The sequence below is a fragment of the Reyranella humidisoli genome, from assembly GCF_019039055.1.
GTDB classification, from domain to species: Bacteria; Pseudomonadota; Alphaproteobacteria; order Reyranellales; family Reyranellaceae; genus Reyranella; species Reyranella humidisoli.
This window is the reverse complement of sequence record NZ_JAHOPB010000001.1, coordinates 2,840,818-2,862,961: the sequence shown is the minus strand read 5'-3', so window position 1 is coordinate 2,862,961 and position 22,144 is coordinate 2,840,818. Positions and strand designations below refer to the sequence as shown.

The following is a 22,144-nucleotide window of genomic DNA, read 5'->3' as shown; positions in this document are numbered from 1 at the left end:
CACGCGTCGTTGGATCGAACGCATCGAGATGCGTTCATTCATCCGGGCGCGCGTGTCAGCCTGTGTGACCAATTCGTGATCGAGATTGCAGCCTTCGACGGGTGCGACATCGAACGGTTATGGTCCCGGGGTACGCACTTGAGTTGAAGTCGGAGGGCGCGGCATGTCGAACGGGACTTTCACCGAGTTTCTCAACGCGCTGCGGGCATTCGAATCGGGTGTCGACTACGATCGCTATGTCTCGGGACGGATCACCGAATGGCAGATCCGGAGCTGGGTGGGCGATGACAACTGGAACGCCTATCAGGCCGGCCAGCTGTCGTGGCGTGACATGCAGTACACCTCCGTGAATGCGCTGGGCTTCGTCGGCTATCAGTTCGGCGAGCCACTGCTCATCGACCTCGGCTACTATCACGGCAACACCGGCAACCTGTGGACCGGCCATTTCACCGGCAAGAACGGTGTCGACAGCTTCGCCACGCTCAAGACCGACATCCAGGAATCCATCATCCTCGATGCCTTCGGCTACAACCTCAACGTCATCGAGAGCGGGCTCGAGGCCAAGGGCACCAGCCTCGACGCGCTGATCGGGACCCAGCGCACCTATATGGATACCAACGGGCAGAGCGTCACCGTCACGCTCACCCTCACCGGCATCCTTGCCGCCGCTCATCTGCGTGGGGCCTGGGGCACGCTTGACCTTCTCAACAACGGCAGCGCCTCGGCCGACGAGTACGGCACCTCCATCCTCAAATACATTCAGCAGTTCGGTGCCTATGACGCGCCGGGCTATTCGACCATCATCGCCGCCCACGAGTCCGGCAAGACACTCGCCTTCGCCGAGGAGCTCTGTAACGACGACTTCAACGATGACGGCACCGTCTCCGACTATTCAGGTTGGGACGGCACTCAGGCGGACGGCGGCTCTGGCGGCGGAGAGACCGGTGGCGGCAGCGATACCGGTGGCGACGGAGAGACGGGTGGCGACGGCGCGGCCACCGTGACCACCATCAACTGGATGTGGGGCACCAGTACGGTCCTCGCCTTCGACCCGGACCTCGACGTTCTCGATTTCGGCTGGTTCCAGAAGGACAATTTTTCCATCGCCGAGGTGGGCGGCTCGGTCGTCATCACCATCACCGGCAACAACCAGGCCTACAGGCTCGAGGGCGTGACGCTCGCCGAACTGAGCATGGACAACATCCGCGCCAAGGATGCGAGCGCGATCCAGAAATGGGACTCGGCCCTGGACACGGCGGAGCCGGCGATGCCCAGCCTGTCCATCGCCGACGTGTCGGTGCAGGAGGGCAACGCCGGCACCAGGCTCATGACCTTCACCGTGATCCTGTCCGCGGCGGCAGCCGGCCCGGTCACGGTCGCCTATTCCACGGCTGACGGCACCGCCACGTCCGGCAGCGACTATGTTGCCGCAAGCGGCAACCTCACCTTCGCTGCGGGGGAAACGTCGAAGACCCTCCAGGTGACGGTCAATGGCGATACGGCAGCGGAGGGCAATGAAGCCTTCACCGTCCGCCTCGCCAATGCCGCCGGCGCGACCATTGCCGACGGCTCGGCAACCGGCACCCTCACCAACGACGATGCGGCGGCCACACTACCCGCGCTTTCGGTGGGCGATGTCTCCCTGCGCGAAGGCGATTCAGGCACCGCCGAGCTGATGTTCGTCGTCACGCTCGACAGGGCCGCCAACGGCCCCGTGACGGTGAACTACGCCACCGCCAACGGCACGGCGAGCGCCGGATCCGACTATGCCGCGCTCACCGGGACGCTGACCTTCGCGGCCGGCGAGACCTCGAAGATGGTGCATGTGGCCGTCAACGGCGACATCGCGGTAGAGGCGAATGAAACCTTCTCCCTCACCCTCTCCGGCGCCACCGGCGCAACCATCGCCGACGCCACGGCGGTGGGACAGATCAACGACGACGACACGCAGCAGGATCCGGGCAACGGCGCCGGCAAAGTCTGGCTCATCAACTCCGTGAGCGGCGCCGATATCGTCGGCTTCAATCCGGCACTGGACAAGATCGACCTCGGCAACGCCAACATCCATTCCTTCATCGTCATCGACACGCCCCAGGGCTTCGGCTTCATGAGCCCGTGGAGCGGCGAGACGGTGATCGTTCAGGGCGTCCGCCTCGCCGACCTGTCGGTGGAGAACTTCGAGCTCATCGACAACAATCATTTGCGGGAGGCGCTGAGCGGCGCACTCGCCTGGGAGAACGGACCGGTGCTCGCCGCCGACACCGTCTATATGCGCTCCCATGAAGTGGGCCAGGTGGACCGGGTGGCCTTCGATCCCGCCACCGACGTGGTGAGCTTCAAGTTCTACGGCAGCCGCGAAAACATCGCGATGACCGACGGCAGCGAAGGTGTGGTCATCGCCGATCTCAGCACGGGCCAGAAGCTCATCCTGCTCGGCGTCACCCGGGCCGACCTCTCCTCGACCAATTTCGAGTTCACCTTCACCCAGGTCCGTGAGGACGACGTCGCCGGCACGATCGGCGTGGGGCAGGTATCGAATGCCGAGATCGTCGACTTCAATCTGCCGATTGCCGGCGGCGGTACGGTGACGGGGGCATCCGGGGCGACCGATGGCGTGATCGGAAGCGATGGCGGTCCGCTTCCCGCGCTCTCGATCGCCGACCTCTCGGTGGCGGAAGGCAATGGCGATCATGCCCACTTCATGTTCGAGGTGACGCTCGACCAGGCCGCCGACGGCCCGGTGACAGTGGCCTATTCCACCGCAAACGGCACGGCGACCGCCGGCTCGGACTATACGGCGACCAGCGGCACGCTCACCTTCGCCGCGGGTGAAACCTCGAAGACGGTGCATGTCGACATCGGCGGTGACACCGCGTCAGAGGCGAACGAGACCTTCACGGTCAGGCTCTCCAACGCCAGCGGCGCCACCATTGCCGATGCGACCGCCGTCGGCACCATCGTCGATGACGATCACGAGCCCGACCAGGGCCAGGCAGGCAATGGGACGGCCGATACGTTCACGATCACCTGGGCGTGGGGTACCGACAAGGCGATCGGCTTCGATACCGACCTCGACACGCTCGACTTCAGCTGGATGGCCCGGGACCATTTCTCCATCGCCGAGGTGAACGGCTCGACCGTCATCACCATCGAGGGAAACAGCCAGATCTACACGCTGACCGACGTTTCGCTGGCGGAACTCTCCCTGGCCAATATCGCGGCCAAGGATGCAAGCACCCTTTCGGAGTGGACCGCCGCCCTGGACACCGCGCACGCGGCGCACGATTACGACCTCATGATGTGAGGCCGGCCCGGCGGCACATGCCGTCGGGGCGCACGAACGCCCCTAGCCGAAGGCGTAAGCGGCCATCGACAGGTTCCCCAGCGTGAAGCTGCGATGCAGGGCCCGCCCGTGCGCGCCCGGCCCGGCCGCGCCGAAGGCAACGTGCAGCGGCAGGAAATGCTCGTCGGTCGGATGCGCTTCGCGGGCATAGGGCGCGCGGGCGCGGTAGTCGGCGAGAGCGTCCTCGTCGCCCTTCTCGACCATATCGGCCAGCCAGTCGTCGAAGGCCTGCGCCCAGGGCTCGGGCTCGGACGGGGCGCCGCCGCGAACGAGCGCGCGCAGATTGTGGATGGCGCTGCCGCTGCCCATCACCAGCACGCCCTCCTCGCGCAAGGTGCTGAGCTTGCGGCCGAGCGCGATGTGGTGCGCCGGACTCAGGTTGGGCTGGACCGAGAGCTGGAAGATCGGAATGTCGGCCTCGGGCCAGGCCAGCATCGCCGGCACCCAGGCGCCATGGTCAAGGCCGCGGTGATGATCGTGCGCGGCCCCTGTGAGCTTCGCCACCTTCTCCGCGAGTTGCGGCGCACCCGGCGCGTCATAGCGCAGTTTGTAGAGCGCCTCGGGAAATCCGTAGAAATCGTGGATCGTGTCGGGCCTGCGAACCACCGAAACGGCCGGCACGTCGGTGTCCCAATGCGCCGACACCGCCACGATGCCGGCCGGGCGCGGAATTTGCTGGCCGAGGCCGGCCAGGAAGGTCCGCGCGGGAGCGTCGCTCAGGATCAGCGTCGGTGCTCCATGGGACACGAAAATCGTCGGCATCGACATCGCTTTATTCCTCGTCCGGCTCGTGGCAGTTTGTGTGAAGTTGGGGACAGGCGAAGGGAAACACCAAATCATGCACGTTATGCGGAGACTGGGACAACTCGCGGCCTGTCTGGCCCTGTCGACGGCGGCCGCCGCTGCGGCCCCGGCGTCGGCGCAGACCCTGAAGATGGTCGCCCATTCGGACCTGAAGGTACTCGATCCGATCTGGACGACCGCCTTCATTACCCGAAACCACGGCTACATGATCTACGACACGCTGTTCGCCCAGGATGCCGAGGCGCGCATCCAGCCACAGATGGTCGACAAGTACGAGGTCTCGGCCGACAAACTGACCTGGACCTTCACGCTGCGCGACGGCCTCGAATGGCACGACGGCAAGCCCGTCACCGCCGAGGACTGCGTCGCCTCGATCAAGCGCTGGGGCGCCCGCGACGCGCTCGGCCAGGAGATGATGAAGGCGGTCGGCACGATGGATGTCGTCGATGCCAAGACCTTCAAGATCGTCCTCAAGGAGCCGTTCGGCCTGGTGCTCGACGCGCTGGGCAAGCCGTCCTCCACCGTGCCCTTCATGATGCCCAAGAAGGTCGCCGACACCGACCCGTTCAAGCAGATCGACGACTACACCGGCTCCGGCCCGTTCATCTTCAAGAAGGACGAATGGAAGCCCGGCGAGAAGGTCGTCTACGTCAAGAACACCAAGTACAAGCCGCGCGCCGAGCCGCCCTCGATGCTGGCCGGCGGCAAGGTGGTGAAGATCGATCGCCTCGAATGGCTCGCGATCTCCGACCCGAGCACGGCGGTCAATGCCCTGGTCCAGGGCGAGATCGACCTGATCGAGATCCCGGTGCCGGACCTCTTCCCGCTGCTGAAGGCCGACAAGAACGTCGAGCTCTACGGCTGGAACGCGCAGGGCAGCCAGATCATCATGCGCTTCAACCACCTCCACCCGCCGTTCAACAACCTGAAGGCCCGGCAGGCGGCGATGTACGCGATCGCCCAGGAGGATTTCCTGCGTGCCCAGGTGGGCGATCCCGAGATCTACCGGGTCTGCAACGCGCCGCTGGTGTGCGGCTCGCCCTACGAGAAGAGCTACGGCAACCTGCTGATCAAGCCCGATCTCGAGAAGGCGCGCCAGCTGCTGAAGGAGAGCGGCTATGACGGCACGCCGATCGTCATGATGCATGCGACCGACCTGCTCTCCTCCAACCAGCTGCCGCCGGTCGGCAAGCAGGCGCTGGAGAAGATCGGCTTCAAGGTCGACCTGCAGTCGATGGACTGGCAGACGGTCGTGACGCGCCGCGCCAAGAAGGATCCGCCGGCACAGGGCGGCTGGAACATCTTCTACACGACGACCGTCACGGTCGGCACCGAGAGCCCGGCCGGCAACTCCTTCACCAGCGGCGGCTGCGAAAAGGCCTGGTTCGGCTGGCCGTGCGATCCCGAGATGGAGAAGCTCCGCTCGTCCTACGCCAAGGAAATCGACCCGGCCAAGCGGAAGGAGATCGCCATGGCCGTCTCCGACCGCGTGATGGACCAGGCCACGTACATCGTGCTCGGCCAGTACAAGGCGTTCGGCGCCTACCGCAAGGATCGGATCAGCGGCTGGCTGCCCGGCCCGGTGCCGGTGATGTGGAACATCACGAAGAAGTAGCTGCATAGCATCCGCCGCATACGGATCGGGGGACCCTTGCCAGACCGGCGAAGGTCCCCCTTCTCGTTTCGATAGGGTTGCCGCTCAGGCCGCCTTCGCGAGCGGCTGTTCGTGCCAGCGGCGGGCGGCTTCGGCGACGCGGCGGCCGAGCGCCTCGAAGGTCTTGAAGTCGCTGGCGCCGATGCCCTCGACGCCCTGGTCGGCATTGGCCTGGCCCATTGCGCCGATCGACGCGCCGACCCGGTTGAGGTCCGCGACCGAGCCCTTCGAGCTGTTGTTGCCCGGCGGCAGGCCGAGGCCGACCCAGACCATGCCGTGCTGAACCGCGAGCGTGAGCAGCTGGTAGAGCGTGTTGTGCTTGTCGCCGTTCCACGAGGCCGAGACGGTGAAGCCGGCGGCGAGCTTGTTGCGCCACCTGCCCTCCATCCAGCGTCCCGACGTCCAGTCCTTGAACTTCGCGAAGTCGGCCGAGACGCCGCCCATGTAGGTCGGGCTGCCGAAGATGATGGCGTCCGCGGCATCCAGCTCGGCGGCGCGGGCTTCCGCTTCGGCAACCGGGATCAGGCTCACCGTGGTGCCCGGAACGGCCCGCGCGCCGGTGGCGACGGCCTCGGCGAGGGCCTGCGTGTGGCCGTAGCCGGAGTGATAGACGATGGCGACGTTGCTCATGATGACTTCCAATCCTTTGATATGCCTGCAAAAAATGCCGAAGCGTTTCTCCAGGACAGTTACTTTCACAAAGTGACTGGAAACATCTGGGATGGCCTCTATATATTCGCTAGTAGGTACCAAATCGTAACCTGAAGGTTTTTTCGATGAGCACTCCAACCCCGGCTACACAGACGCAGGCCAAGGAAAGCGTCACCTGTCCGATGGACTTCATCCTGCGCATGCTGATGGGGCCGTGGACGACCTACATCCTCTACAATCTCCGCACCCACGGACCGCAGCGCTTCGGCGAGTTGAAGCGGCGGGTGTCGGGCATCTCGGCCAAGATGCTGACGGAGCGCCTGCGTACGCTGGAAGGCGCGGCGCTGGTGAAGCGCGACTACGAGGCAACCATCCCGCCCAAGGTCACCTACTCGCTCACCAGGCGCGGCGGGGAACTGGATGAGGTCATGGACAGACTCGCGGAGATCGCCGTCCGCTGGGAGGCCGAGGATGCCGCCCAACGGGCCGCCCGCGCCGCCGAAGCCAAGCCCCCGGAGAAGATGGGCGAGTTGCGCGCCGCCGATTAGGCCTCAGCCGCAAAGCCAGATGTTCACGGAGAAGCGGCCATCACCGAATGCACCCTTGGGGCAGGATACGCGCTCGACCTCATGACGCGCCGTCGACGGGAAGATGAGCAGGCTGTCGTGCTCCGGCTCGACGTCGATCGTCTCGCCGCCCGCCAGATCGAACAGGCGCAGGCGCCCGCCGGTAAAGCGGCGTGGCTCGCGGTGGAAATAATAGACCATCGTGAGGCGCCGGCGGCCGCCGGGCGTGTACTCGTCGCCGGTGAACGTGTCCGTATGCGGCCGGTAGAAGGCGCCGTGGCCATGCGCCACCACCTCCATCTGCGTGCTGTTGCGCGGCGCGGCATTCATCTCGAAGTCCGTCTCCAGTTCGGCCTGCAGCGCCAGGGCACGGCGGCGCAGGGGTAGGGCGAAGTCGCCCAGATCCTTGAGCACGCTGGAATGGCGAACGACGCTGTCGAGTCGGCCTTTTCCCTGGTCGGCCAGCCGCGTCGGGATGAAGCGTTCCTCGGCGGCCAAGGCATATTCGAGCAAGCGGGCGGAGCCCGCCTCGCCCAGCCAGCCTGCGAGGATTCGAAGGGGCGGAAACCGCCCGGCGAGGAAAGACGGTTCCGACATCGGCCAGCTTTCGGCGCATTAACCGACGCTGGCAAGTCTTTGTTTTGGTTAATTTTCCGATCGCCAATTGAGACATAGACTCAAGCCGTTCAAGCAACATGTCAGCTAAGAGCGGCAACCCAACCAGGAATTTGATGTCTTACCTTCAAATGCTCATCCGAAAGCTCAGCCTGTTCCCATCGTTGCAGAGTTGATCCAGAACATGAGCCAGTGCCAGTCCAGGACCATTAATCAAAGGATTCCCGACTGGACCTTTCCTCTTCCCTTTGCGCGAGGGCGAGAGCGCCCTACTTCTTCGTCACGCCCCAGAAGACCGTAACGGGCGGCGGCGGGTTGAGGGTGCCGATGTTGGAGCGGACAGCGCTGACGCCGAACCACTCGCCGAGCGGCACGTGCGTCACGACCTTGATGGCGCGCTCCTGGACAGCCGTTGCGGCGGCTTTCTTCTCCGCTTCCGTCAAGGCCTTGACGTAGCTGTCGCGCAGCTTCTCCAGCTCCTCGTCGCAAGGCCAACCCGAGCGGGCCTTGTCGCAGCTCGCGATCAGGAACGGGGTCATCAGCGGGTCGAGGATGTCGACCTGCGACCAGCTCGTGGAGAAGGCGTTCCAGCCGCCCTCCGACACGGGCACCTTCTTGGCAAGACGCACGATCACGCTCTGCCAATCCATCGAGATCATGTCGACCTTGAAGCCAGCTTTCTCCAAAAGCGACTTGGCGACGGGGCCGAGCTGCTTGATGACGCCGAGATCGGTCGGTGCCAGCAGCGTGACCGGCGTGCCGTCGTAGCCCGCCTCGGCCAGCAGCGCCTTCGCCCTGGCCGCATTGCCCTCGACCAGCCCCGCCATGCCGGCGTCCGTCGCCAGAGGCGTACCGCAGGTGAACATCGCCTTGCAGGTCTGCCAGAAGCGCTTGTCGCCGATATTGGCCTGCAGGAAGTCCTCCTGGTTGAGCGCCAGTGCGGCGGCCTGACGGACCTTTTCGTTGTTGAAGGGCGGCAGCAGCCAGTTCATCCGGAAGGAGTACTGGTTGGAGACGCGGCCCTTGATGACGCGGATGCCCTTGTCCTTCTCGATCAGCGGCAAGTGGTCGGACGACACGCTTTCGAGATAGTCGATTTCGCCGTTCAAGAGCGCATTGACCTGGGTCTCGGCGTCGGGAATCGCCATCCACTCGACCCGATCGACGCCCACGACCTTACCGCCGGACAGGCCCGACATCGGCTCCGAACGCGGCTTGTACTTGGCGAACCTGGTGTAGACGAGCTTCTCGCCGGGCTTCCATTCGTCCTTCTTGAACACGAACGGACCGGAGCCGATGTACTCCTCGATCTGTTTGAACGGATCGGTCTCGGCGATGCGCTTGGGCATCATGAACGGCACGACCACCGAGGGCTTGCCCAGCGATTCGAGCACTGCGCCGAACTTCTGCTTCAGCACGATCTGGAAGGTCTTCGCATCGACGACCTTGTACTCCTGCAGCGACTGCGCGAGCTTCTGGCCCATCGCGTCGCGCGCCGACCAGCGCTTCAGCGAGGCGACGCAATCCTCCGCCGTCACCGGCTGGCCATCGTGCCATTCCAGCCCCTCGCGCAGCTTGAAGGTCCAGACGAGCCCGTCGTCGCTGGTCGTCCAGGTGTCGACCATCTGCGGCTTCACCTGGAACTTCTCGTCCATGGCGAAGAGCACGTCATAGAGCATATAGCCGTGATTGCGCGTGATGTAGGCGCCGCTCCAGATCGGATCGAGCACCTTCACGTCGGAATGCATCACCACTTTGAGCGTCTGCGCCGAGGCAATCGGCACGGCGGACACGGTGGCGAGGGCGGCAACGGCGGACAGCAGGAAACGACGCATGCTTGGCCTCATGATTACGCGAGGACAAAAAGTCTAAGGCGAGTTCACAGCCTGTGTCATCGTGAGAGACCTCATTCGACGAAAAAGAAACCTCACCTGAACGACACGCGCTGACACGCTTCTTGCAGGCAGATGCGCGTCTTAGAACTCCTCTCGCCCTAACGAGGGCGAGGAACATGAGCGTTAGAGCGCCAGCTTGTAGACGCGGCTTGCGGTGCCCGAGAACAGAGCCTTCTTCTCCGAAGCCGAGGCCCCGGCCGAGATGCGCTTGAAGGCGTTCCACAGAACACCGTAGCCCGAGGTGATCTTGTCGACCGGGAAGTTGCTCTCGTACATGCAGCGATCGACACCGAACAGGTCGATGCAGGTCTCGACCCAGGGCCGGAACGCATCGGCCAGTTCCGCCGAGCCCGGCGGCGTCGGGCGCTGATAGAAGTCGAAGAAGCCCATCGCCATGCCGAGGCCGCCGACCTTCACAACGATGTTCTGCCGCCGGGACAGTTCGGCCATCGACTTCTTCCAGGCCGCGCGCACCTCGTCGTGCCGTCCGGCATAGCCGGCATAGCCCAGCGGGCCGCCGACATGGTCGAGGACGATGTGCGTCCCTGGGAAGGCGTCGGCCAGGTCCGCGATTTCGGCCAGCTGCGGATGGTAGAGCCAGGCGTCGAACGTGAGATCGCGCTTCGCCAGTTCCCGGAAGCCCTCGCGCCAGGTCAGGTCGCGCGTCTGCTCGGGCGGCGGATCGTTGCGCGAATTGCGGACGCCGGGATCGGCGTCCCAGCCGGTCTGGTGGCGGATGCCCTTGAAGCGGCCGTTACCGGCGGCGATCTGCGCATCGAACACGTCGCCCGCCTTCTCGCCCCGGCGGAGGTCGACATGGGAAACGATGCCGGCACAGGCACGCAGGTTGCCGTAAAGGCCCGACGCACTCATCGCCGCCACGCCGTTGGCGAACTCGGTCTCGCCGATGCAGCGCAGTTCTGCCGGCCCGTCCTTGCGGTACATCGAGTGGCAGTCGACGAACACCGTGCCGACGATGTTGTGGCCGGTCTGCGTGTCGGCCAACAGGTCGTGGAACAGGTAGTCGTTGCCGGCGCGCTGCCAGAGATGGTGATGCGGATCGACGATCGGCAGATCGGGCTCCAGCGCCGGTTCGCTCACCTTTGCGACCCAGGCGGGATTGGGGTTCATCACGTTGCCAAGGCTCTCGGCGGGTTGCGCCATGGTTTCCTCCGTCGCGGGCGTTCTGGTTAGTGGATCGGCTCTTCGGCGATCATCGAGACGTGGGCGTGGACGACCTTCCAGCCGACGTCGGGAAAGCGCACCCAGGTCTGGGTCTGCCGGCCGGTCATCTCGCGGCCGCGCACCTTGTAGACCAGCGAGACCGTCGCGAGGTCGCGGCCCAGGGTGACGATGTCGACCCGGAGCCGCTTCTCCTTGGTGCCGGGGCCCGGCGGGCGGGCGACGCGAAAGGCGTGGATGCGGTCGAAGCCGTAGCCGTGCTCGTTGTTGGCGAGGCGGATCGTGTGCGGGCTGTTCCAGAACGTCGCGTCGAGCACCTCGACGTTCTTGTCGATCAGCGCCTGCTCGTAGCGCTCGAACAGCACGCGCACCTCTTCGACGACTTCGGGAATGTTCGGGGTAAAATCCGTCACGCTTGCCTCTCTCTGGCTGGGTTTCCGACGACAGTAGCACCGGCGGCCACGTCGCGCGTCACGACGGCGCCCGCGCCGACGATCGCGCCGTCGCCGATGGTCACGCCGGGTAGCACGATCGCCCCGCCCCCGATCCACACATCGGCCCCGATGGTGATGGGCCGGCCGAACTCCAGGCCGGCGCGACGCTGCGCGGGATCTCGCGGATGATCGGCGGTCAGGATCTGCACGCCCGGCCCGATCTGCGTGCGGTCGCCGATCGTGACCTTCACTACGTCGAGGATCACACAGTTGAAATTGAGGAAAACGCCCGCCCCAAGACTGATGTTGTAGCCGTAGTCGCAATGGAAGGGCGGCCGGATGTAGGCACCCTCGCCCACCGACGCCATGATCTCACGCAGAAGGGCCGGATGGTTCTGCTGCGTGGCGGCGATCGAGGCGTTGTAGCGGTCCATCCATCCGGCGACGCGCCGGGCGTCGGCCGCCAGTTCCTCGCCCGTCGTGACGTAGAGTTCGCCCGCCAGCATCTTCTGCTTTTCGCTCGCCACGAAACCCTCCGCGGCGAAACGATCAGGCCGCCGCCTTCTCCATCGCGCGCGCCACGGCGACCAGGGTCGCATCGCTGCCGCGCGGGCCGATGATGGACAGGCCGACCGGCAGACCGTCAACCGTCGTGGCACCCGGAAGATTGACCTGCGGAAAGCCTGCCAGCCCGCCCTGCGCGCAGAGGCAGGTGATGCGGTCGCGCAGCGGGTCGAGCACCGACAGCGGCAGGCCGACCTTCGGTGCGGGGAACGGCGTGGTCGGCAGGCAGAGGATCGTGCCCTCGGGCAGCAGGTACTTCATGCGGCCGCGCACTTCCTGGCGCATCAGGTTGGCCCAGACCTTGTCGCTCTCGGGAATCATCGAGCCGGTCACCAGCGCCTTGGCCACCGAGAAGGCGAAGCGCGGATTGCGCTCGTCGAGCCAGCTCCGGAACGTCGCATAGGCCTCGGCCGGCTGCAGGCTGCGCTGGGCGCGCGCCCACACCGACAGGCCCTGCGGCGCCATGATCTCCTCACGGCTCGAACCGATCAGCGCGGCGAGCTTCCCCACCATCGGCTGCAGCGCTTCCGAGGTATCGGCATCCGCGAAGCCGAACGCATCGACGGCCACGATCAGCTTCGAGGGCAGCGCCGACGGGATCGCCTCCCCCAGCATGACGGCGGAAACCCTGGCGAAAGTCTCGGCATCGCGGGCGAACCAGCCCGTCGTGTCGGAGGTCGGCGCCTGGGGGAGCATGCCCGTCACGTCGATCCTGCCATGCGTGGGACGGATGCCGTGAAGGCCGCAAAAGCTCGACGGTACGCGCACCGAGCCGCCGGTGTCGGTGCCCAATGCGGTGTCGCAGATGCCCGCGGCGACGGCGGCCGCGGAACCGGAGGACGAGCCGCCCGGCACGCGGCCCGGCGCCGCCACGTTCCTCGGCGTACCGTCGAAGGCGTTCTCGCCCAGGATGCCGAGCGACACTTCGTCGGTGATGGTCTTGCCGATCAGCGTGGCGCCGGCATCGAGCAGCGTCTGCACCGCCCAGGCATGCTTGTCGGGAGTCGGTCTCCCCGTGGGCCAGTCGTGATTGCCGCCGCCGGTCGGCACGCCCGCCACCGCGAACAGATCCTTGGCCGCGAAGGTGAGGCCCGACAACGGGCCGCCGGCGCGCCCTTCAATACGCACGCGGGGGCCAGGAACGAAAGCGCCGATCTCGTCAGTCATGGAACGCTGCTCTCCAAAATCATCCTGAGCGGAGCGAAGAATCTCCCCTTCGAAACGCAATCGTCTGGCCGCGATGTGAGGTCCTTTGTCCTGCTCGGGACGACAGCGACTATTCGGCCGGTGCCGGTGGGGTCTGACCCTTGGTGCGCCAGCGCCTGGCCCAGCCGGGGCTGAACTTCATGCCGGTGAGCTTGTCGAACCAGATGTAGACGACCGGCGTGATGAACAAGGTGAGAAGCTGCGAAACCATCAGGCCACCGACGACGGTAATTCCAAGCGGCTGCCGGAGTTCGGCGCCGGCGCCATGGCCCACGGCGATCGGCAGCGCGCCAAGCAGGGCGCAGACGGTCGTCATCATGATCGGCCGGAAGCGGAGCAGCGCGGCCTCGACGATCGCCGTCTGCGCGTCCGCGCCCTGCCCGCGCCGCTCGATCGCGAAGTCGACCATCATGATGGCGTTCTTCTTCACGATGCCGATCAGCATGACCACGCCGATCATGGCGATGACCGAAAGATCCATGTTGAAGAGCATCAGCGTGGCCAGCGCGCCGATGCCGGCCGACGGCAATCCCGAGAGGATCGTCAGCGGGTGGATGAAGTTCTCGTAGAGGATTCCCAGGATGATGTAGATCACGAGGATGGCGGCGAACAGCAGCAGGCCCTGATTTGCCACGGCCTGCTGGAAAACCTGGGCACTGCCCTCGAAGCTGGTGGTGATGGTTGCCGGCAGCCCGACCTCCACCGCCGCCGCCTGGATGTCGCGCACGGCGTCACCCAGCGCCACCCCTTGCGCGAGATTGAAGGAGATCATCACCGACGGAAGCTGGGCGATATGGTTGACGGTGAGCGAAGTCGGCTTGTCGGTGCGCTTGGCCAGCGTGTCGAGCGGCACCAGGCCGCCGTTCGGCGTTCGCACCTGCAGACGTCGCAGGATGTCGCCGGCATCGCCGTACTTCGGATCGGCCTCGAGGATCACCTGGTAGGTATCGTCCGACGCATAGATCGTCGACACCTGACGGGACCCGAACGCCGAGTAGAGGAGCAGCCGGATCTGATCGACCGAAACGCCGAGACGCGAGGCGATGTCGCGGTCGATGTCGATCATCGCCGAACGGGCGCGCACCTGCAGATCCGAGTTCACGTCGAGGATCGCGGGAATGCGGCGCATCCTGGCTTCCATCAGCGGCGCGTACTCGCGCAGCAGGTTGAGGTCGCTCGAGCGCATGCCGAATTGATACTGTGCACGGCTCTGCGTCGTGCCGATGTTGATCGACTGGGCAGCCTGGAAGAACACGTTGATACCCGGCACGGCGGCGGTCGAGCGGCGGAGTCGGGCAATGACCTGCTGGGCGCTGTCCTTACGCTCCGGCTTGTCGCGCAACATGATGAAGATGCGACCGGAATTCACGGTCGCCGCCGCATTGCCGCCGCCGACCGTGGAAACCACCGATGCCACATCGGGATCGCGCCGTATGACTTCGGCCAGCGCCGACTGACGCGCGACCATGGCATCGAAAGAGGCATCGTCCGGACCGACCGTGGAGCCCTGGATCTGGCCGATATCTTCCGACGGGAAAAAGCCCTTGGGGATCGCCTGGAAGAGGAGCGCCGTCGCCACAAAGGTTCCGAGGGTGATGGCCAGCACCAGCCGCGGCAGGCGCACCGTACGCCGCAGCGCCCATCCATAGCCCTCGGTAAGCTTCGTGAAGCCCCACTCGAACATGCGCAGCAACGCATTGTGCTTCTCATGGTGGTCGATCGGCTTCAGCCACCGCGAGCAGAGCATTGGTGTCAGGGTCAGCGACACGACGCCCGAGATCAGGATGGCGAAGGCAATCACAAGGCCGAACTCGTTGAACATGCGCCCGACGACACCGCCCATGAAGAGGACGGGAATGAAGACCGCCACCAGCGACAGCGTCATCGACACGATCGTGAAGCCGACCTCCCGGGAGCCCTTGAGCGCGGCCTCCATCGGCTTTTCGCCCGCCTCGATATGACGGACGATGTTCTCCAGCATGACGATGGCATCGTCGACCACGAAGCCCACGGCGAGGGTCAGGGCCAGCAGCGAGATGTTGTCGATCGAATGGCCGCAGAGATACATGCCGGCGAAGGTGCCGATCACGGAAATCGGCAGGGCGATCGCCGGGATCATGGTTGCGCGGAAGCTACGCAGGAAAAAGTAGATGGCGATGATGACCAGGATCGCCGCAAGGGCCAACGTGAACTCGACGTCGTCGATCGCCTCTCGGATGGGCTTGGAGCGGTCGGCGAGCAGGTGGATTTCGACACCGGCCGGCAGTTCGGCCTGGATCTGCGGGATGATCGCCTTGACCCGGTCGACCACTTCGACCGTGTTGGCATCGGGCTGGCGATAGACACCCATTATGATGGCGCGGGTTCCGTCCAGCCAGCTCGCCACCTTGTCGTTCTCGACGCTGTCGACGGCCGTCGCGACATCGGAGATGCGGACTGGCGCCCCATTCTGCCAGGTGACGATCACCGGCATGTAATCGGATGCTTTGTTGATCGGCCCCGTGGCTTCGAGGATCGCATTCTGCTTCTGATCGGCGATCGATCCGACTGGCTTACTCGAGTTGGCGTTGACGACCGCGGTTTGCAGTTCCTGCATGGTCAGCCCGCGAACGGCGAGCTGGTCGAGATCGGCACGAACGCGAACGGCGAACTTCTGCGAGCCGAAGATCAGCACCTGCGCCACGCCCGGGAGGGTCGAGACGCGCGGCATGATCGCCCGATTGACGAAAGCGTCGACGTCCGAAAGACGCGCCTGATTCGACTTGAGGGCGAGGAACATCACGGCCCAGTCGGCCGGATTTACCTTTCGGAAACTGGGAGGCGTCGTCATCTCAGGCGGCAGACGCCGCATCGCCGATGAGATGGCCGATTGCACGTCAAGCGCAGCACCATCGATGTTCCGATTGAGATCGAACTGCAGGACGATCGAGGTGTTTCCGAGCGACGAGGTCGAGGTCATCGTCGTCACGCCGGCAATGGTCGAGAATTGTCGCTCCAGGATCGAGGCCACCGAGGCCGCCATCGTTTCAGGGCTGGCGCCAGGCAGCTGGGCGGTGACCTGGATCGTCGGAAACTCGACGCGCGGGATGGCGGCGACCGGGAGCTGCTTGTAGGCAAACGCGCCGGCGAGGACGAACGATGCCATCAGCAGGATGGTCATGACCGGTCGGCGAATACAAATCTCGGAAATGTTCACGTCTCGCCTCCGGTAGAAGCGCCTAGCCGCGCGGCGGTGCTGTGGGTCGCGTCGGATTGACCGTCGGGGGCCGCACCGTCACCGATGCCCCCTGGACCAGCCGGAGCTGGCCGTCGACGACCACTTGCTCGCCGCTCTCGAGCCCCTTGCCGATCACGGCCTGTCCGTCCTGGGTGCGCTTGACGGAAACCTGCCTGAGTTCGGCCACCCCATCCTTGATCACGAACACGAACGGTCCCTGCGAACCGAGCTGGACCGCACTCGAAGGCACGGAAAGCGCGTCGGGTTCGATGCCGAGCACGATCTCCACCTTGACGAACTGGCCGGGCCACAACAGCTCGTTGGCATTGCCGATGCGCGCCTTGGCGGTCACCGTGCCGGTGTTGGGATCGACGGTGTTCTCGATGAAGGCCATCACGCCGGACTGCTTCTTGGCGTCGTCAACGATGGCCGAGACGGTTACCGGCCCCTTGGCCATCGCCGCGCGCAGGTCTGGCAGGATGACCTGCGGGATCGCGAAGCTCACATAGATCGGATCGATCTGGTTGATCGTGGCGAGCGTGCTTGCGGCGCTGTTGTCGCCGGTTCTGACGACAGCACCGGCCTTGTTGGCGATCGAGCCGATGCGCCCCGAGACGGGGGCGCGTATCTCGGTGAAGGTGAGCGACGTCTGCACGCTGGCCTTCGCGGCCTCGTCAGCCTCGAGCTGCGCCTCGGCAGCCTTCACCGCGGTGCCGGCATTGTCCCTTTGGACCACGGTGCCGGCGTTCTTCGCCAGGAGTTCCTCGGTACGCTGCAGATCGCGCCTGGCCTGAACGACCTGCGCCTGGTCCTTGCGGATCTGCGCCTCGATCTGGCCCAGCTGCGCCTTGAGCGCACGCGAATCCAGTTCGAAGAGAACGTCGCCCTCCTTCACCAGGGCGCCCTCTTCGACGTTCACCTTCATGATCTGGCTGTCCATCCGCGGCTTGATCTGCACGGACGCAATCGACTGCACCGTTCCGACGGCATCGACCACTACCGGCATGGCCTGGCTGGTGACCGGCATGGTGACGACCGGCACCGCTCCACCCGGATTGGCGCGGCCACGACGTCCCTGCGGCTGCGCTCCGGCCGCCGGACTGGCTTGCGTCTCGGCGGCCTTGGCCGGCGCCATTCCCAGATACGGCCCGACCTCGCGCATGACGTCAGCGCGATAGACATAAGCGGCTCCGCCGATCGCAACGATCGAGGTGAACACTGCCGCACGGACGAAACCCATTGCCTAGACTCCCAAGACCCCAAGCCCCGGTAGGATTATAATCCCGACATCGTGCAACGATAGCGGTAAAGGACCGGGTGAGCACGCAAACGTGAAGCAAAAAACCCGCCACTGAGGGCGGGTTTTTCGTCTTTATCTCGTGGGCCGGATTAGCGGCTGTAGTATTCGACGACCAGCGACGGTTCCATCTGGACGGGGTACGGCACGTCGGCGAGCTTCGGCCCGCGCACGTAGGTGCCCTTCATCTCCTTGTGGTCGACCGTGACGTATTCCGGCACGTCGCGCTCGGCGGTCTGCGTGGCCTCGAGGACCCGCTCCATCTCCTTGGCCTTCGACGTCAGTTCGATGACGTCGTTGTCCTTGACGAGGTAGGAAGCGATGTTCACGCGGCGGCCGTTGACCTTCACGTGGCCGTGGCTGACCAGCTGGCGCGAGGCGAAGACGGTGATGGCGAACTTCATGCGGTAGATCACCGCATCCAGGCGGCGCTCAAGCAGCTCGACCAGGTTTTCGCCGGTGTCGCCCTTGCGGCGGACGGCTTCGGTGTAATAGCGGCGGAGCTGACGCTCGCTGACCGAGCCGTAGTAGCCCTTCAGGCGCTGCTTCGCCATGAGCTGCAGGCGGTAGTCGGTCGGCTTGGTGCGACCCTGCCCGTGCTGGCCGGGACCGTATTCACGCTTGTTGAGCGGGCTCTTAGGACGGCCCCACAGGTTGACCCTGAGGCGGCGGTCGATCTTGTACTTCGAATTAGCGCGCTTGCTCACGCAGCACTCCGTCGTTGTGCGTCCCGCTTCGCGGGTCCGCTCTGTTGTCCGGATAGGCCTGAATCCGACATATTGTCGGGGCGGGAGGCGAGCCCGAACGGCCCTCCACCACGTTCTCCGGAAGAAGCGCGGAACATACTGGCGGATGCGGGCCAGTCAAGAGCCCGTTCCATCAGCAAAATCAAAGACTTAGATCTCGACCAGCACGATTTCGTGGGTCACGTCGGCGGTTTTCTTCACCATGGCGGTGGCCGAACAGTACTTTTCGTCCGACAGGCTGACCGCCCGCTCGACCAGCGCCTTGTTCAATTTCCGGCCGCGCACCGTGTAGACCAGCTTCACCGAGGTATAGACCTTGGGATGGTCCTCGGCCCGCTCGGCGACCAGCGAGACTTCCACGCCCTCGATGTCCTGGCGCTGCTTCTTCAGCATCGAGACGACGTCGATGGCGGTGCAGCCGCCCATGCCCATCAACAGGACTTCCATCGGCCGCGAGGCCAGGTTGCGGCCACCGATGTCGGGCGCGCCGTCCATGGTGATCGTGTGACCGCTGCCGCCTTCGGCGACCAGCAGGGCGCCGTCGACCCAGGAAATCTTGGCGGTCGTGGACATGGCTATTCCTCGTGCTTGCTCTTGGACAGGAACTTGATGACGCCGTGGAAGGTGCGCGCTTCCTGCTCGGTCATCTCGGCGCGCTGCAGCAGGGCACGCAGATTGAGCACCATGGAGGGACGCATCTCCTTGTTGCGCAGGAAGCCCGACTGGTCGAGCGCGCGCTCGAGATGGTCGAACAGGCTCTGCAGCTCCTCCTTGGTGGCGGGCCGCGTCGCATGGTCGGCCATGCGGGCGGGCGGCGTCGTGTCGCCGGCGGCGCTCCATTCGTAGGCCACCAGCAGCACCGCCTGCGCCATGTTCAGCGAGGAGAATTGCGGATTGAGCGGAATAGAGAGCGCGGTGTCGGCATGGACCATGTCGTCATTCTCGAGGCCGGTGCGCTCGGGCCCGAACAGGATGCCGATGCTATCGCCCTGCCCGATCCAGCCACGCATGTCGGACGCGGCCTGGCGCGGCGTCACGATGCGCTGCGCCAATTCGCGGTTGCGCGCCGTCGTGGCGACCACCCGTTCGAGATCGGCCACGGCCTCGCCCACGCTGTCGAACACCTCGGCCTTCTCCAGCACGATGTCGGCGCCCGAGGCGGCGCGCTGCGCCTTTTCGTTCGGCCAGCCGTCGCGCGGCGCCACCAGGCGCAGGGTCGACAGGCCGCAATTCAGCATGGCGCGCGCGGCCATGCCGATATTCTCGCCGAGTTGCGGGCGCACGAGGATGACCACCGGCGTTGCGGCGGCGACGTCGCGGCCCTTCGATGCGCGTCCCATGCCGCCCTAATAACGTGGTTAGCGCCCGGCGATAAGGGGCGGTCGGCGCATCAGGAAGAGCAGCGGGATCAGCACCAGCGAGCAGATCATCATGACGCGGAAGTCGTTCAGGTAGCCGATCAGGGCGGCCTGCCGCGTGATCTCGCCGTCCCAGATCGCGACCTGGGTCGGATCGAGGCTCACGCCGGAGCCGGCCATCGGCCAGCCGGGATGCCAGGGCGTGAACTTCTCGACCATGTCGGCGCGGTTCTGCTGGGTGTTGCTGGCCAGCATCGAGACCAGCACCGCGATGCCGATGCTGGCGCCCAGGTTGCGCAGCAGCGCGTTCACCGCCGCGCCCTCGGTGCGCAGGCGCTGGGGCAGAGTGGCGAAGGTAAGCACCGTGAGCGGCGGGAAGACGAGCCCCAGCCCGAAGCCCAGCAGGACGCCGTTCCAGACGATGCGGCTCTCGCTGACGTTGAGATTGAACAGCGTCATGTCGTAGAGCGAAGCGGCGGCCAGTCCGAAGCCCAGCCCGATCAGGATGCGCGCATCCATGATGCCGATCAGGCGCGAGACCAGCATCATCGACACCATCATGCCCGCGCCGCGCGGCGCCAGCACGACACCCGTGGTGAACACCGGATAGCCCATGAGCTGCTGCAGGAACGGCGGCATCAGGGTCGCCGTCACGATCAGCACGAGGCCCGCCAGCGCGGTGAAACAGAGTCCGACCGTGAGGTTGCGATCGCGGAACAGCTCGCGCGACAGGAACGGCTGGCGGTCGGTCATCATGTGGATCAGGAACATCGCGAAGGCGACGGCCGCCACCAGCGTCTCGCCGATGATCTCGACAGAGTCGAACCAGTCGAGCATGTGGCCGCGGTCGAGCATGAGCTGGAACGAGCCGATGGCGACGGCCAGCAGGGTGAAGCCCAGCAGGTCGAAGCGCCGGGGCGCGCCGTGGACGTTGTCGCGCACCAGCGCCAGGATGCCGATGGCACAGAGGATTCCGACGGGCAGGTTCACATAGAACACCCAGCGCCAGCTCAACTCGTCGGTCAGCCAGCCGCCCAGAGACGGTCCGGCGATGGGCCCGAGCATCGTGCCGACGCCCCACATGGCCATCGCCTTGCCCTGCTCCTCGCGCGGGTAGGTGTCCATCATGATGGCCTGCGACACCGGTACGAGTGCAGCGCCAAACCCGCCCTGCAGGGCGCGGAACAGCACGAGCTGGTCGAGCGTCTGCGCCGCACCGCACATCATCGACACGATGGTGAAGCCGATCACGCAGGTCGCCAGCGTGCGCCGCAAGCCGAAGCGCATGGCGCAGAAGCCGGCGAGCGGCGTCAGGATGGCCGAGGCCACGATATAGGAGGTGACGACCCAGGAGACCTGCTCCTGCGTGGCCGACAGCGAGCCCTGGATCGACGGCAGTGCCACGTTGGCAATGGTGCCGTCGAGCGCATGCATGATGGTCGCCGCCATCACGGTGAAGGTGATGAGACGGCGGCGGCGCAGGACCGCCGGATCGACGGCCGGCGCCATCGGCTAGGGCTTCGGCGTCGCCGCAGCGCTCGCCGGGGAACCCGAAAGGCCGAGCGACTTCGACCATCCGGCCCACAGGCTGGCGAGCGAGCGCGTATGGCCAGTCTCGACCTCGACGGTCGTGCTCATGCCCACGCGCAGCGGCGGATCACCCTCTCGGCAGGCGACAGAGAGGCGCACGGGAATGCGCTGCACCACCTTCACCCAGTTGCCGCTGGCATTCTGCGGCGGCAGCACGGCGAACTCAGCACCGGTCGACTGCGAGATGCTCGACACCGTGCCGTGGCACTCGGCCTCGGGGTAGGTGTCGACGTGGATCAGCACCTTCTGGCCCGACCGGACGCGCGTGAGTTCGGTCTCCTTGAAGTTGGCCTCGATCCAGAGATCGCTGTCGGCCACCACCACCATCACCGGCACGCCGGCGGTGGCGTAGCTGCCGGGCACCGGGCGCTTGCTCACGATACCGTCGATCGGCGATTCGATGGTGGTGCGGCGGACCTGCAGCAGCGCTTCCTCGCGCATTGCCATCATCTGGCGCACGCGCGGATGGTTGTCGGCGCGGATCTTGGGATCGCCAGCCAGGGCCGCCTCGATGCGCTGCAGGTCTTCCTGCGCGGCCGAGATGCGCTGGCGCGCCACGTCGAGGCCCATGCGCGCCTCTTCCAGCTTGGCGGTCGAGGTCACCTTCTTTTCGGCGAGTTCGGCCTGGCGGTCGAAATCCGCCTGAGCATAGGTCTGCTGGCTCAGCGCCGCCTTGATCTCCTCGCGCTTGGTGCGCCACTGGGCGCGCAGGCCGCGGATCTCGGCCCGCACCGTCTCGGTCTCGGCCTCGATGCGGGTCAGCGCGTGGCGATAGGACTGGTCGTCGAGCCGGAACAGAAGCTGGCCGCGCGACACCTTCTCGTTCTCCTGCACCAATACTTCGACGATGACGCCGGAAAGCTGGGTCGCGATCTGGGCGCGATCACCCTTCACATAGGCGTTGTCGGTCGTGACCGAGCCACCGGCCGACAACCAGATGAACAGGGTGGCGGCGAGCACGAGGGCGGGCAGCGCCCACATGAAAGCCCGCGCGAGGACGCGACCTCCCAGACGCGGACGGC

18 protein-coding genes are annotated in these 22,144 nt (G+C 65.5%); 3 read left to right on the top strand and 15 right to left on the bottom strand.

All coding sequences use genetic code 11. From position 1 onward, the window contains the following. Window positions 1-163: 163 nt before the first annotated feature. Complete coding sequence (locus KQ910_RS13820) at window positions 164-3,304, top strand: Calx-beta domain-containing protein (RefSeq protein WP_216961102.1); 3,141 nt, start codon at window positions 164-166, stop codon at window positions 3,302-3,304. Between the two features lie 42 nt (window positions 3,305-3,346). On the opposite strand, the gene KQ910_RS13815 is transcribed toward KQ910_RS13820, so the two are convergent. Then, window positions 3,347-4,111 carry a DODA-type extradiol aromatic ring-opening family dioxygenase gene (locus KQ910_RS13815; protein WP_216961097.1) on the bottom strand — a complete coding sequence of 255 codons (765 nt, stop codon included), beginning with the start codon at window positions 4,109-4,111 and terminating at the stop codon, window positions 3,347-3,349. 70 nt (window positions 4,112-4,181) lie between these two features. Between KQ910_RS13815 and KQ910_RS13810 the strand changes: the two genes are divergently transcribed. Next, complete coding sequence (locus KQ910_RS13810; protein ID WP_229600401.1) at window positions 4,182-5,762, top strand: ABC transporter substrate-binding protein; 1,581 nt, start codon at window positions 4,182-4,184, stop codon at window positions 5,760-5,762. Window positions 5,763-5,846: 84 nt separating this feature from the next. On the opposite strand, the gene KQ910_RS13805 is transcribed toward KQ910_RS13810, so the two are convergent. Continuing rightward, window positions 5,847-6,431, bottom strand: a complete 585-nt coding sequence (locus KQ910_RS13805; protein WP_216961094.1) for a flavodoxin family protein — start codon at window positions 6,429-6,431, stop codon at window positions 5,847-5,849. A 146-nt stretch (window positions 6,432-6,577) separates the two neighbouring features. On the opposite strand from KQ910_RS13805, the gene KQ910_RS13800 reads away from it, so the two are divergent. After that, window positions 6,578-7,000, top strand: coding sequence for a winged helix-turn-helix transcriptional regulator (locus tag KQ910_RS13800; RefSeq protein WP_216961091.1), 423 nt, complete (start codon window positions 6,578-6,580; stop codon window positions 6,998-7,000). A gap of 3 nt (window positions 7,001-7,003) precedes the next feature. Here KQ910_RS13800 and KQ910_RS13795 read toward each other — a convergent pair whose 3' ends face one another. The 13 genes from KQ910_RS13795 to KQ910_RS13735 form a co-directional block, all read right to left on the bottom strand. Continuing rightward, entirely contained in the window at window positions 7,004-7,615 is a 612-nt protein-coding gene (locus KQ910_RS13795; protein WP_216961090.1) for a 2OG-Fe(II) oxygenase, read from the bottom strand. A 287-nt stretch (window positions 7,616-7,902) separates the two neighbouring features. Continuing rightward, window positions 7,903-9,468 carry an ABC transporter substrate-binding protein gene (locus tag KQ910_RS13790; protein WP_229600400.1) on the bottom strand — a complete coding sequence of 522 codons (1,566 nt, stop codon included), beginning with the start codon at window positions 9,466-9,468 and terminating at the stop codon, window positions 7,903-7,905. A 183-nt stretch (window positions 9,469-9,651) separates the two neighbouring features. Then, window positions 9,652-10,692: an amidohydrolase family protein gene (locus KQ910_RS13785; protein WP_229600399.1), complete on the bottom strand. Its 1,041-nt coding sequence runs from the start codon at window positions 10,690-10,692 to the stop codon at window positions 9,652-9,654. A 26-nt stretch (window positions 10,693-10,718) separates the two neighbouring features. Then, the gene (locus tag KQ910_RS13780; protein ID WP_216961084.1) at window positions 10,719-11,123 is read right to left on the bottom strand and encodes an AtzH-like domain-containing protein; all 405 of its coding nucleotides are present in this window, start codon (window positions 11,121-11,123) and stop codon (window positions 10,719-10,721) included. Continuing rightward, a complete protein-coding gene (locus tag KQ910_RS13775; protein WP_369408334.1) occupies window positions 11,120-11,671 on the bottom strand; it encodes a sugar O-acetyltransferase in 552 nt (183 codons plus the stop codon). Before KQ910_RS13775 ends, KQ910_RS13780 begins: the two co-directional genes overlap by 4 nt. Window positions 11,672-11,693: 22 nt before the next feature. Further along, entirely contained in the window at window positions 11,694-12,875 is a 1,182-nt protein-coding gene (locus tag KQ910_RS13770; RefSeq protein WP_216961081.1) for an amidase, read from the bottom strand. Between the two features lie 109 nt (window positions 12,876-12,984). Further along, window positions 12,985-16,110 carry an efflux RND transporter permease subunit gene (locus KQ910_RS13765; protein WP_216961078.1) on the bottom strand — a complete coding sequence of 1,042 codons (3,126 nt, stop codon included), beginning with the start codon at window positions 16,108-16,110 and terminating at the stop codon, window positions 12,985-12,987. A 22-nt stretch (window positions 16,111-16,132) separates the two neighbouring features. Further along, window positions 16,133-17,371 carry an efflux RND transporter periplasmic adaptor subunit gene (locus tag KQ910_RS13760; RefSeq protein WP_216961076.1) on the bottom strand — a complete coding sequence of 413 codons (1,239 nt, stop codon included), beginning with the start codon at window positions 17,369-17,371 and terminating at the stop codon, window positions 16,133-16,135. Between the two features lie 149 nt (window positions 17,372-17,520). Then, the gene (gene rpsD / locus KQ910_RS13755; protein ID WP_068192463.1) at window positions 17,521-18,135 is read right to left on the bottom strand and encodes a 30S ribosomal protein S4; all 615 of its coding nucleotides are present in this window, start codon (window positions 18,133-18,135) and stop codon (window positions 17,521-17,523) included. A 189-nt stretch (window positions 18,136-18,324) separates the two neighbouring features. Further along, complete coding sequence (locus KQ910_RS13750) at window positions 18,325-18,747, bottom strand: OsmC family protein (protein ID WP_216961073.1); 423 nt, start codon at window positions 18,745-18,747, stop codon at window positions 18,325-18,327. A 2-nt stretch (window positions 18,748-18,749) separates the two neighbouring features. Then, window positions 18,750-19,514: an RNA methyltransferase gene (locus tag KQ910_RS13745; RefSeq protein WP_216961070.1), complete on the bottom strand. Its 765-nt coding sequence runs from the start codon at window positions 19,512-19,514 to the stop codon at window positions 18,750-18,752. An 18-nt stretch (window positions 19,515-19,532) separates the two neighbouring features. Continuing rightward, window positions 19,533-21,041 (bottom strand): DHA2 family efflux MFS transporter permease subunit, encoded by a 1,509-nt coding sequence (locus KQ910_RS13740; RefSeq protein ID WP_216961067.1) that lies wholly within the window; start codon window positions 21,039-21,041, stop codon window positions 19,533-19,535. Window positions 21,042-21,044: 3 nt separating this feature from the next. Next, the gene (locus KQ910_RS13735) at window positions 21,045-22,103 is read right to left on the bottom strand and encodes an HlyD family secretion protein (protein ID WP_216961064.1); all 1,059 of its coding nucleotides are present in this window, start codon (window positions 22,101-22,103) and stop codon (window positions 21,045-21,047) included. Window positions 22,104-22,144 lie beyond the last annotated feature (41 nt).